The following is an 11,543-nucleotide window of genomic DNA, read 5'->3' as shown; positions in this document are numbered from 1 at the left end:
GCCCCGCAGGGGCCGACGGCAGTTGCGGCGAGGGTTCAGCAGCTCAGCGGCCGGTGCTGCCGGCGGTCAGGTCGAGGAGCGCTTGGCACAGCGGATTGTGTGTCTGGCTGTCGCCGTCGGCGAAGCAGGCGCCGAAGAGCACGAAGCCGAGCGGCCAGGCCAGCAGCATCTGGGCGGATCCTGTCGCAGATCCGGTCTGTGTGTCGGCCACGGGCGCGACGGTGGCCGGGGCGGCCTGCGCTGGGATTGAGCCCAGGCCGCCGAGACCGACGGAGAGTACGACCGCGGCAAGGGATGTGGTGAGCATTCGGCTCATGAGGGTGTGCCTCCAAATCAGGTGGGGTGGGTTTTTTTCGGGGTCAGGCCGGATCGGATTCGGCGCTGCCGCTGCCGATCTCGTAGATCAGGGCACAGATCGGCCCGTTCGGTTCGGCATCGCAGAGCAGGATGTAGAGCGCGCCGAGCGGAAAGGTGATCAGCGGTGCCAGCGAGGAACCGGACTCGCCGGAACCCGACGCGGATCCGGAACCCGCAATCGGAGCGACGGGGACAGGCACGGCCGGAGCGGCGTGCGCCGGACCCAGGGTCGCACCGACTAGAGCACTCGAAACAGCAATGGCGGCAAGGATTTTGGTGAGTAGTGGATTCATGACTACCTCCTATGAATGTGTTCGCCGACACTAGTCGAGCGACAACAATCTGAAATACCCAAGTTTTACTGTCTGTCGCGCCGTGGTCGATCCGTGGGAACCTACGGAAACCTGGTCTGTCGCCCATTCGGCCCATACAGTGGACGGATGCGTGGACGATCTCGAATCCTGCTGTCTTCTACCGCAACAGCGGCGGCAGCACTGGCGCTGACCACCTTCCCGGCTGCGGCCGCCGAGCCATCCACCACCCCTACCGCCTGCGCGGAGGTCCGGGTCGTCACCGTCCGGGGCACCCTCGAACCACAGTCGGGCAGCCTGCTCCTCACTCCGCTGGGCAAGCGGATCGGCGACGAATCCGGCCGCCGCACGACGGTGACCGAACTCGAATATCCGGCCTCGATGGCCCCGGACAGCGCCGTCCGCGGCGTCGAGAACCTGACCGCGCTGCTGAACGACACCGCCGCCACCTGCCCGGACCAGCAGCTCGTCCTGCTCGGCTACTCGCAGGGCGCCCGTGTCATCGGCAACACCCTCGACAAGCGAACCGCGTTGACGGACCAGGCGGCCGCGCGGATCGACGCCGTCGCCCTGTTCGGCAGCCCGCTGTTCAACGGCACCGAACCCTACGACCGCGGCAACTTCGACCCCGCCCTATCCGGCACCGGTCCACTCCGCGCAGGCGCGCTGGCCGAATTCGCCGACCGCCTGCGCGACTACTGCAATGCCGGCGACCGCGTCTGCCAGGGCGGCGACCCGGCCGCCGGATTCGCAAACGCCCTGAGCTACGGCCATTTCGCGTACTTCGTCAACGGCAACCGCGACCAGGCCGCGGCGTTCGTGCGCGAACAGCTCGGCTCTTGACCGTCGAAACGCCGAGAGCGGGCCCGCGCGCCGTGGTGTCGCGCTCGGCCTGTTCCGCTGGCAGGCAGGCGATTCCGTCGACCTGGCTTCTCAGGGACGGTCGACGTCGGGGAGGATGGTCTCCGGCTTGAAGATCACCTTGTAGTGATAACGGCTCACCTCGGCGGATTCGAGCTGTTCCACGAAGTAGCTCACGTTGTCCGAGAGTCCGAGGAAGTGCTTCTTGTACTCGTCGTCACCGGTCTTGCACGTCACCTCGAGCTGGTTGTTCTCGTCCTTGATCGAGCACTTGCCCTCGATGGACAGCAGGTACTTGTCGGTGATTCCGTTGAAGAACACCACCCGACGGTCGATCTTGAACTGGTCCGATTCCTTGGACAGATTCTTGGACACCACGTCGGCGTCACTCGAGCACCCGGTCACTGCGATGACACCCGCGGACAGCGCCACAGCAGCCGCGATGAGCTTCGGCTTCATTTTCGTCCCCCTACCTCAGCGGTGTCGCACTCACGTCCGAGAAGCCCGGACAAGCCCCGAGCCTGAACTCCCCCTTCTCGAACATGTACGCCCGCACTACTTTACACACCGCGTTGTCCGGCAACCGCGAATCAAGGGATGATCCGGTCAGCGTGTCCACCGCAGGACATCGAGGGCTGCGCCGACCGCGATCGTGTTGCTCGCCAGGGCCCGGGGCAGCAGTTCATCGGCGCGAGCCAGGCGGCGCACAACGGTGCTGCGGTGGGTGTAGAGGCGTTCGGCCGTCCGGACGGTACTGCACTGCTCCTCGAGGTAGGCCGTGAGCGTTTCGATCACCTCCGTCTCGGCGCCGACCAGTGCCCCGAGGGTGTCGGCGACGAATTCGTCAGCCCGGATGGGATCGGCGGTCAGCAGGGCCACCAGCTGCACGTCCTGATGGCGAGCGACCCGGCGAACCGAGGTGAGGCGGGCCAGCATGCGCTGTGTCTCGAGCGCGTCGAGATGGCTGCGGCGGAATCCCTCGAGGCCGAGACCCGGTCGCCCGATCGCGATCTGCACGTCCGGAGCGGCGTCGAGCCCACGGACCACCGGGTCCAGCTCCGGGGCCGTGTCGGTGGGTAGCCACAGCCACAGTGCCGTGGCACCGGCCACGACCGTGAGCCGGTGCCCGGCGCCGCTGACCCGGACGAGCAGTTCCGCGGCCGCCTCGAGCTGATCGCCGGCCGTAGGAGACTTCGCCCAGAGGACGGCAGCGGTGTGCGGCCCGGTCAACCGGTAACCCAGCCTGCTCTCCGCCTGGGCGAGCCGGATGGGCGCTCCTTCGAGCAGCAGCGACACCGTGGCGCGACGTTCGGCGTGGGTACCACGCACCAGGTCGGCGCGTTCGGCCTTCATCCGTTCGGTGACGGCCGCGATCGTGTCCTCGATGAATGTCGAGATCGACAGCGACGCGAGTTCGAGCAGCTCCCGTAGCTGCCGGGGATCGTCGGTGAGCGAGAAGCACACCTCCATGCACCGGTTCCACACCACGCTGTAGGTAGTGCGGTAGGCCTCGAGCGAGGTCTCGTCGAGGCCGCGCCGCACCAAATCCCTGGCCGAGGCCAGCGCCTCGGGGCCGAGGTTCGGCGGCACCCTGCGGCCGGGATTCTGCACATTGGACCAGGCCCAGTGCGCGATATTGGCCAGATTCGCGCGCCGGACCGCGTCGGCGAGCACCGGATCCCCGGCGATGCGCTGCATGCGCTCCCCCGCCAGCGACGCCTCGTGCAGGTCGTTGAGCCATTCCGCCGGCGGATTCAGCGAGATCTCGGCCGCCCGCCGGATCAAAGCGACGAGTTCCGGCCTCGGCTCCGGCCAACCCGCATCGCGTGCGTCATTATGAACCACAATCTCAGCATCCTGCGTCGCTATGACGTAGCGCAAGCCTGCCGCGGTATCCGACCCTGGAATGCAGCCTCCGCACTGCTGTGGACGGCGGAGTCCAACGAAGGAGTCGCTATGACCACGCAGACCTCGGAGCAGCCGAGGACCGGCGCATCGACCACCGATCATGTCGACGTGGCGATCGTCGGCGCAGGCATCTCCGGCATCGGCGCAGGGCGGTACCTGCGAAAGCTGCTGCCGCACAAGCGATTCACCATCCTCGAGGCTCGCGGCGACCTCGGCGGCACCTGGGACCTGTTCCGGTACCCCGGCATCCGCTCCGACTCGGACCTGCACACCTTCGGCTACGAGTTCAAGCCATGGCGCGACGAGCAATCGATCGCCGACGGGGAACGGATCCTGTCCTACCTGCGCGAAACCGCCACCGAGAACGGACTCGACGACACCATCCGCTACCACCACAAGGTCATCGGCGGAGCCTGGTCGTCCGCGGACGCGCGCTGGACGCTGCAGGTCGAACGCACCGACACCGGCGAACTCGCCGAGCTCACCGCCGACTGGATCTTCTCCGCCGCCGGCTACTACAACTACGACGAGGGATTCACCCCCGAGTTCACCGGCCGCGATCGCTTCCAGGGCACCATCGTCCACCCGCAGCGCTGGCCCGAAGACCTCGACTACGCCGGAAAGCGCGTCGTGGTGATCGGCAGTGGCGCCACCGCGGTCACACTGATTCCGGCGATGGCGGATACCGCGGCGCACGTGACGATGCTGCAGCGCACCCCCACCTATATCCTGCCGGTGCCGAGGAAGGACCCGATCGCCAACGCGCTGAAGAAGATCCTCGGCGACGAACGCGGTTACGCCATGACCCGGCGCAAGAACATCGCCCAGCAGAAGCTCATCTGGAGCCTCTCGGAGAAATACCCGAACCGGATGCGCCGGTTCATCCGGTGGACCAACGCCAAGCAGTTGCCCGAGGGCTATCCGGTCGACCAACATTTCAACCCGCCCTACAACCCCTGGGAACAACGCCTGTGCACCGTCCCCGACGGTGACCTGTTCACAGCCATCCGGAACGGCAGCGCATCGGTGGTCACCGACCGCGTCGAGACCTTCACCGAGACCGGCATCCTGCTGCAATCCGGCCGTGAACTCGAAGCCGACATCATCGTCACCGCAACGGGTCTCAACGTCCAAGCGTTCGGCAACGTCCCCGTCACCGTCGACGGCCGGGCGATCGAACTACCCGACACGGTGGCCTACAAGGGCTTGATGCTCTCGGGTGTCCCCAACCTGGCCTACGCCATCGGCTACACCAACTCCTCGTGGACGTTGAAGATCGGGCTGCTCTGTGAGCATTTCTGCCGCATCCTGGCCCACATGGACGACAACGGCTTCCAGATCGCACACGCCGAAGTGACGGACGAGGCCATGCCCACCCGGCCGTTCCTCGACTTCGCCGCGGGTTACATCCAGCGCGTCGTCGACCAGCTGCCCAAGCAGGGCGACCGGATGCCGTGGCGGACGTCGATGAACTACCACGACGACGTGCGAATCCTGCGGAAGGCAGACATTCTCGATCACGAACTCCACTTCGACCGCGCGGTCGCCGCCCTGCCATCCGCATCGGTATCAGCATGAGCACAGATACCTCGAGGTCGGCACGCAGCGGCGGCCCACCGCGTCCGCGGCGAAGTTTGTGCGGTGTCTACTGCGCGCGTGGCCGTACCCTGTTGAGTGCCTGCATGTTTGGTGGCCGTAGCCCGTAGGATGGAGCCTGATGGACCACACGGACCCTTTCCCCCGCCCTGTTCCGTTCACGGTACCGAAGCTGCTCGTGGGCTTAGGGTCCCTATTGGTTGTCGCCGCGGCGATCGCATCGTTCACCTTCACCTCCACCCTCGCGCGTGCGGCTGGGATTCCTGAGGGCCTGACCTGGTTGTGGCCGGTGGTGGTCGGCCTCACCGTCGCGCTGGTCGCCTGCACCTTCATCACCTTGGTCGGTATCCGCGACGAGAAGGCCACGTCCATGGTGCGGGTCTACGAACTGCTGCTCGTCGCCGCGGTGCTGGCCAGTATCTTCGGGAACGTGCTGGCCATCTCCCGCGATCCGATCGAGATGGGCACCCTCGAGATCGCGACCGTGGTCTCGGTTCCCCCGATATGCCTGATGATCTGTGTGGGCAACTACCTGCTGCTCACGGCAGTCGTTCCCGTCCGCATCGTGGCCGCGATCCCCGAGGACGACTGGCGGCTGCGGGTCCTCGGCATCCCCACCGCGCCGGTGCCGCCGAAAGACTCGAACCCCTCCCCCCATGACGGTGCCGCATGGTGGGACCAGCACCGCAGCGAGGCACGAACCCCGACAACACCGAAGACCCGGACATAAGGGGCGAACTCACCGGCGCGAGGTCGGATGCTGCGTGGTTGCCCTAGCAGCAGCGCGACGCGGGCCATAGTGGTCGCATGGGTAACCAGTCCACGGTCGCTGCCGCGCTCGAACCTCTGCTGCGAGCCACTTTGGGACCCCACCCGGCGGTGGGGTTCGAATTCTGGGATGGCAGCACGATCCAACCCGATGGCGCGAGCCCCGGCACGATGCGCGTGCGATCCGAGGATGCGCTGCGCCACCTGGTCTGGGCGCCCGGCGAACTCGGTGTGGCGCGCGCATTCGTCTCCGGCACAGTGGATCTCGACGGCGACATCTTCACGATGCTCCGAGCACTCCAGTCGACCGCGCCGAACGACGCCCGCCTCGGCCTCGGCGCGGCCTGGCGGGCCGTCGGCGCGGCGCGGCGACTCGGGGCGGTCGGTCGCCGCCCGGAAATACCACCGGAGGAGGCGCGACCACGGCGCGGACCGTTACACACCAAACGTCGCGATGCGGCGGTGATCAGTCATCACTACGACGTCGGCAACGATTTCTATCGGCTGGTGCTCGGCCCGAGCATGACCTACTCCTGCGCGCGGTTCGTGCCGGACGACGACGGTTCGCTGGAGGACGCCCAGCGCGCCAAGCACGACCTGGTCTGCCGCAAACTCGGCTTGGCCGAGCAGGAGGGTATGCGCCTGCTCGACGTGGGATGCGGCTGGGGTTCCATGGCGATGCACGCGGCCTCGACCTATGGGGCACAGGTCGTCGGCGTCACCATCAGCAGCGCCCAGGTCGAGCTCGCCCGCCGGCGAGTCGCCGACGCGGGGCTGTCGGACAGTGTCGAGATCAGGCTCGCCGACTATCGGGACCTGCGCGGCGAACAATTCGACGCCATCTCCTCGATCGGCATGTTCGAACACGTCGGCTCCAAGAACGCCGCCGAGTACTTCGACACCCTGCGCGCACTGTTGCGCCCGCGCGGACGGCTGCTCAACCACGCGATCTCCTCGCCGGGCGGCTCCGTCATGCAGAATCGCTCCTTCATCGGGCGCTATGTCTTCCCGGACGGCGAACTCGTCGACGTGGGTGAAGTCGTCCTCGCCATGGAACGCGCCGGATTCGAAGTTCGCGACGTCGAAGCCCTGCGCGAGCACTACGCGCGCACCCTTCGCCACTGGATCGCGAATCTGGAAAATGCTGGGGAACAAGCGGTTTCACTCGTCGGCGAAGGGCGAGCACGAGTCTGGCGGCTCTACATGGCCGCCTCAGCGCTGGGCTTCGAGGACGGCGGACTAGGGATTCACCAGGTACTCGGTGTGGTGCCGGAAGCGACGGGGAATTCCGATATGCCCGCGACACGCCGCGCCTGGGGATAGGCCCTGTCGCGCTCACCCGCGAAGGAATCTCAACAGCTCCGCCGTGACGAACTGCGGGTTCTCTTCGACGAGCCAATGGCCCGCGTTCGGAACGTCCACCGCGTGCACGATATTGGTCAACCGGGCCGCCGCGCTCGCCCGGACCGGGTCGAGCTGTCCCTGCGCGGTCATGAGCAATGTCGGGACATGCGTCGGCGCCGCCGCCACCGAATCGCGGACATCTTGATCCAGGGCACGATACAGCTCGAAACCACCGGCCAGGTTTTCGGGCCGACTGTAAGTCCTTGCGTACTCGTCGATTTCGGCATCGGTGAATGGAGAACGCCGCGAGGTGCCGCCGAAAGCCGTTCCGCCGAAAGAGACCTGGGGATAGAACAAAGCCAGATAGTCACGGACATTGTCACCGACCACCGCCTCGGGGACCTGTTGCTGGGAATGGAAGGCGATGTGCCAGCTCATCGAGCGGTAGGTAGGAGCATCGACCGCGGGCCCGGGGAGAGGAAGGTCGAGGTATCCGAGTCGAGTGGTGTCAGCGGGGAACTGGCTGGCGTAGTGGAAGGCCACCGCGGCGCCGAAGTCATGCCCGACGATCTGCGCATCGCGCACCCCGAGCCGGTCCGCGATGAGGGTGTGGACGTAGCGCGCCAGAGTGGCCTTGCTGTAACCGCTCGGTGAGCCGGTGCTGTCCCCCAGCCCGGGAAGATCGACTGCGTAGACGGTGTGACGCTCGGCGAGCGCAGGCATGATCTGCCACCAGCCGTACCAGGTCTGCGGCCATCCGTGGATGAGCACCACCGGCGAACCGCTCCCCCCGGTCACGTAATGCATACGAACACCGTCGACATCGGCGAACTCGTGCCGGAAGGTCTTGCCGAATTCCCGGTCGCCGTGAGTCGCGACCGCATAGGAGGGAATCTCTGCCGCAGTCGTAGTGCCGCATGCCACGGAGCCGACCGTGAGCAGCGCGGAGATCGCGGTGACGGCCACCGCGCGGGCGTATCGAGGCAGTCGGCCTGTCGACGGTTGTGCTGCGATATTCATCGTGTCTTCCTGGTGGGTAGGGAGTTTCGGTCCGTCCCGCCAGTTTTGGCCGACACAGGGAGGTCCTGCAAGGAACCTTGCCGATTCGGCAAAGATGGCGCCCGAACCCTCCTCCCCACGCAATAGCAAGTGACACAAGCAGCTTCACCCTCGGAACGCCAGCCCACCGCACAGCTGTGACATCGAGCGCGGCTCGACTCGTCGCGGTTCCGCACGGCGGTCCATCGACCGGCCCACCCATCGACGAACGGAGCGGCATCGCGATGCGCCTTCGGCGCCCATCAGACCTCCAGAAACGGCCATCTACCTGCCGATTAGTACCTTCGCGGAATGGTGCGGTAATCTTTTCGAGCACCCGGCGACGGGGGCAAGAACGGGCTGTGGCGCAGCTTGGTAGCGCACCTGACTGGGGGTCAGGTGGTCGCAGGTTCAAATCCTGTCAGCCCGACAGGCGAAACCCCCTCTGACCTCGGTCGGAGGGGGTTTCCTTGTGTCCGGGGACTTGACGTGGTTTGGCCAAATCACACAGAAACCCCACATAAATGGATCGACCGGCCCTCTGGAACGCCCCGTAGACCACTGAAAACGGGTCATTCTCGGAACGCTCGCCACTATTGTGGCGGAAATCACAATTGGGCGTCAATGGGTGGACTGCGGTCCAATCGCCACGCCAGGAGCAGGCTCCTTTCTCCTCATCGAGCCGCCGAGGGGAGCCTGGCAGCCCCGCGCCTCGACCACCCAGACCGTCGAAGCGGTGAGTGCCCCAGCGTTGCCACACCGGCGCGCACAGCCCGACTCCCCATAACCGAGACCGAGCGACTGTGCGGCGGATCGACACCAGGCCGCGGTCACCGTCCAACGATTTCAATGAACTCCCGCGAACCCGACCGAGGTCGGTCGAGTCAGCACCGACAACCCAGCAGATCAGCACATCACCATAGGACTGGCCGAAACCTGCCGACACCGGTCAGGGTGTTGGAACGTGAAGGCGGCCCATACACCACCCCTCCGCCTCCGCTCTGCGACCGCGAAAACACACTTCGCGTCCAGAGAAGTGCGCGAGGCCCCCACGTGCACCGGATGTTTCGGCTAGGCAGTGCTCGCGCGGATTCGGATACACTCGACCGCAGGAAGAGCTACTGATCGCCACACACTAGTGAGCGACGCATGCCTTCCTCTCCCACTTCGCCCGACTCGGCGATTCCTGATTCCCCCCTGCCCGACGGCGAGACCTGGCTCACCAGCCCCGATCTCGCCGCGCGCTGGCGTATCCCCCTCAAGACCATCGCCTCCTGGGCCTCCGCGGGCACCGGACCGCGCTACAGCCATCTCGGCCGGCACCGCCGATACCGGCTCGCCGCCGTCCGAACCTGGGAACTGAACCGTCTGCGCGAAACCACCGGCAGCGTCGCCGAGCCCGCGACACCAGCCACCGGTGACGACGAGAAATGGCTGACCACAGCCGATCTCGCTCAGCGCCTGCGAATCCCCGCCAAAACCCTGGCCGGCTGGGCTTGTTATGGCACAGGACCGATCTATGCGCGCCTCGGCCGACACCGCCGATACAGGCTCGCTGATATCCGGGCCTGGGAACACCAACGCCCCGAAGTCGAGCCGATCCGCCTGCGCCGCAGCCTGCCCTGAACTTCCACCCGCCGCCTCCGGCCAGGCGCGCCTTCGGCGTGGCCTCGACCGCCCGTGATCCGGCATCTGTCTCCGAGAAGGGAGAATCGTGCCCGGACGACATGCCCGTCCCGTCGGAACTTTCGGGACCCCGTCCAAACCCCGCAAACAACGCAACGGCAGCTGGCGCACCACCGTCCGCCACTACGGAGCCTGGCGCAACACCTTCATCGAACGCTACGGCGCCACCTCCACCGAGGCCAGCAACAAACTCGCCGAAGCGATGCGTGACTTCCACGAAGTCCCCGCCGAGAACCCGATAACCCGCACCACCACTTTGATGGAACTCGCCCGGGAGCTGCTCACCTCGATGCGCTTGGACCCCACCTGCTCACCAGGCCTGGTCGAGGACTACCGCCGCGAAATCGAGGTCTCCCGCGACAAGCGTGCCAACCCCAACACCGTCAAGATCGAAAACACCATCGGCCACCTCCAGATCTGGCAAGCCACCGCCGGCGAACTCGACCGCCACCTCAAACGCATCATCGCCCTCGGCCACCCTCGCAAAGCCAAGCAACACAAGATCATCCTCCGAGCGATGATGCAGATCGCCGTCCTGCACGACGTCCTCGACAACAACCCCGTCGACAACGTCGACCCCTTCCGCAGAAACCGCAGACAAGCCCGCGGCAAAGTCCGCGACATGAACGCCCTACCCGCGTTCCGGGCCCAGGTACGGGCTTGGGCGCGCGGCGAGGAAGTCCCCGGCACCCCCGGCTACACCTTCGGACCTCGTCGCGACTGGACCATGGTCTGGGTCGTCGACGTCGTCACCGGAACCGGCATCCGCCCCTACGAAGTCTTCGCCCTCCTGCTCGACGACATCAACCTCGACACCCCCGACCCCTACCTCGACGTCACCGGCACCCTCGAGCAGATCCGCGGCGGCGGTGATGGCGGCTGGGTCCGCAAACCCGCCCCCAAGACAGAGAACGGATGGCGCCGAATCCTGCTCCCCCAGCACAGCATCGAAGCCATCAGGGAAGCCATCGACTACCTCGAAATCAACCGAACCCCGAACCCACACGGCGTCTTGTTCCCCGCCACCAACGGCTCACTGCGCAACCCGAACAACTTCGGACGGGTCTGGCGCGCGGCCCGCGGTAGCGAGTTCGCGTGGGTCACCCTGCGCACGTTCCGCCGCGGCGCGGGTACCGCCGTCGACAACGCCACCGGTAGCCCGGAGAACGCCGCCCGCCAACTCGGCAACACCACCGCCGTCGCTAAGACCCACTACATCGACCGACCCGAAACCGTCCCCGACCACCGAGCCATCCTCGAACAATGGGCACGCGGCGATCGACGCTTCGAATGAGTTGGCGCCAGCGCCAACTCATTCTTGGCAGTTCTTCGTGGTGAACGGTACCTTTCGGCGATATTACATATGTAAATTCGCATATCTATGTAACAACATGTGGCTTGCGCCGCCTCTTCGTTGGCCGAAGCAGCTGACTTCCTATTCACCTAATAGGGTTCGTAGTACTCACGGTTGGCCTCGATACATCCCAAAACTACCCGCTACCTGCGGCAACGGTCACGTCGCACTTCCCAACCTATCCCGACATTTCTGATCGTTTCCTCCTGAACTCGTGTCGATCCCGTGTCGGACGTCAAGTTTCGTTCGACTGATTCTCACCTGCGTCGGTCGGCTGTTCTTCGTGTGCAGCCATGCATCGGAGATGCCGGGCACCAGTT

The 11,543-nt window shown here is 65.8% G+C and carries 11 protein-coding genes and 1 tRNA gene; 7 read left to right on the top strand and 5 right to left on the bottom strand.

Annotated features, from left to right (window positions below; translation table 11 throughout):
- Positions 1 to 43: 43 nt before the first annotated feature.
- Together ACWF9G_RS32695 and ACWF9G_RS32690 are read right to left on the bottom strand one after the other, a co-directional pair.
- Positions 44 to 211 carry a hypothetical protein gene (locus tag ACWF9G_RS32695; RefSeq protein ID WP_379310534.1) on the bottom strand — a complete coding sequence of 56 codons (168 nt, stop codon included), beginning with the start codon at positions 209 to 211 and terminating at the stop codon, positions 44 to 46.
- 148 nt (positions 212 to 359) lie between these two features.
- Positions 360 to 650: a hypothetical protein gene (locus ACWF9G_RS32690; protein ID WP_452520007.1), complete on the bottom strand. Its 291-nt coding sequence runs from the start codon at positions 648 to 650 to the stop codon at positions 360 to 362.
- A 147-nt stretch (positions 651 to 797) separates the two neighbouring features.
- Here ACWF9G_RS32690 and ACWF9G_RS32685 point away from each other — a divergent pair, with 147 nt between their 5' ends.
- On the top strand, positions 798 to 1,511 hold the full coding sequence (locus ACWF9G_RS32685) for a cutinase family protein (protein ID WP_379310536.1): 714 nt from the start codon (positions 798 to 800) through the stop codon (positions 1,509 to 1,511).
- Between the two features lie 90 nt (positions 1,512 to 1,601).
- Here ACWF9G_RS32685 and ACWF9G_RS32680 read toward each other — a convergent pair whose 3' ends face one another.
- On the bottom strand, positions 1,602 to 1,988 hold the full coding sequence (locus tag ACWF9G_RS32680; protein ID WP_379310537.1) for a beta-sandwich lipoprotein: 387 nt from the start codon (positions 1,986 to 1,988) through the stop codon (positions 1,602 to 1,604).
- Positions 1,989 to 2,135: 147 nt separating this feature from the next.
- Positions 2,136 to 3,374, bottom strand: coding sequence for a PucR family transcriptional regulator (locus ACWF9G_RS32675; RefSeq protein WP_452520006.1), 1,239 nt, complete (start codon positions 3,372 to 3,374; stop codon positions 2,136 to 2,138).
- 111 nt (positions 3,375 to 3,485) lie between these two features.
- Here ACWF9G_RS32675 and ACWF9G_RS32670 point away from each other — a divergent pair, with 111 nt between their 5' ends.
- The 3 genes from ACWF9G_RS32670 to ACWF9G_RS32660 all read left to right on the top strand — a co-directional run bounded on the left by ACWF9G_RS32670 (position 3,486) and on the right by ACWF9G_RS32660 (position 7,124).
- Positions 3,486 to 5,015: a flavin-containing monooxygenase gene (locus ACWF9G_RS32670; RefSeq protein WP_452520005.1), complete on the top strand. Its 1,530-nt coding sequence runs from the start codon at positions 3,486 to 3,488 to the stop codon at positions 5,013 to 5,015.
- A gap of 196 nt (positions 5,016 to 5,211) precedes the next feature.
- On the top strand, positions 5,212 to 5,763 hold the full coding sequence (locus ACWF9G_RS32665) for a DUF2637 domain-containing protein (protein ID WP_379310540.1): 552 nt from the start codon (positions 5,212 to 5,214) through the stop codon (positions 5,761 to 5,763).
- 77 nt (positions 5,764 to 5,840) lie between these two features.
- Positions 5,841 to 7,124, top strand: a complete 1,284-nt coding sequence (locus tag ACWF9G_RS32660) for a class I SAM-dependent methyltransferase (RefSeq protein WP_452520003.1) — start codon at positions 5,841 to 5,843, stop codon at positions 7,122 to 7,124.
- A 12-nt stretch (positions 7,125 to 7,136) separates the two neighbouring features.
- Here ACWF9G_RS32660 and ACWF9G_RS32655 read toward each other — a convergent pair whose 3' ends face one another.
- Complete coding sequence (locus ACWF9G_RS32655; RefSeq protein WP_452520001.1) at positions 7,137 to 8,165, bottom strand: alpha/beta fold hydrolase; 1,029 nt, start codon at positions 8,163 to 8,165, stop codon at positions 7,137 to 7,139.
- A 374-nt stretch (positions 8,166 to 8,539) separates the two neighbouring features.
- Here ACWF9G_RS32655 and ACWF9G_RS32650 point away from each other — a divergent pair.
- The 3 genes from ACWF9G_RS32650 (at position 8,540) to ACWF9G_RS32640 (ending at position 11,163) form a co-directional block, all read left to right on the top strand.
- A tRNA-Pro gene (locus tag ACWF9G_RS32650) sits at positions 8,540 to 8,613 on the top strand.
- A gap of 719 nt (positions 8,614 to 9,332) precedes the next feature.
- Complete coding sequence (locus tag ACWF9G_RS32645; protein WP_452520000.1) at positions 9,333 to 9,809, top strand: helix-turn-helix domain-containing protein; 477 nt, start codon at positions 9,333 to 9,335, stop codon at positions 9,807 to 9,809.
- 88 nt (positions 9,810 to 9,897) lie between these two features.
- Positions 9,898 to 11,163 carry a site-specific integrase gene (locus ACWF9G_RS32640; protein ID WP_452519998.1) on the top strand — a complete coding sequence of 422 codons (1,266 nt, stop codon included), beginning with the start codon at positions 9,898 to 9,900 and terminating at the stop codon, positions 11,161 to 11,163.
- The last annotated feature ends 380 nt before the right edge of the window (positions 11,164 to 11,543 follow it).

It is taken from the genome of Nocardia sp. NPDC055029 (assembly GCF_053608525.1).
Note: the sequence above shows the minus strand (reverse complement) of the source record. Positions and strands in the feature narration are given on the sequence as shown.

Bases quoted from the DNA above. Each gene is read 5' to 3' on its own strand.
- ACWF9G_RS32690 (WP_452520007.1), bottom strand. From the start codon at position 650: ATGAATCCACTACTCACCAAAATCCTTGCCGCCATTGCTGTTTCGAGT.
- ACWF9G_RS32685 (WP_379310536.1), top strand. From the start codon at position 798: ATGCGTGGACGATCTCGAATCCTGCTGTCTTCTACCGCAACAGCGGCG.
- ACWF9G_RS32680 (WP_379310537.1), bottom strand. From the start codon at position 1,988: ATGAAGCCGAAGCTCATCGCGGCTGCTGTGGCGCTGTCCGCGGGTGTC.
- ACWF9G_RS32670 (WP_452520005.1), top strand. From the start codon at position 3,486: ATGACCACGCAGACCTCGGAGCAGCCGAGGACCGGCGCATCGACCACC.
- ACWF9G_RS32660 (WP_452520003.1), top strand. From the start codon at position 5,841: ATGGGTAACCAGTCCACGGTCGCTGCCGCGCTCGAACCTCTGCTGCGA.
- ACWF9G_RS32655 (WP_452520001.1), bottom strand. From the start codon at position 8,165: ATGAATATCGCAGCACAACCGTCGACAGGCCGACTGCCTCGATACGCC.
- ACWF9G_RS32645 (WP_452520000.1), top strand. From the start codon at position 9,333: ATGCCTTCCTCTCCCACTTCGCCCGACTCGGCGATTCCTGATTCCCCC.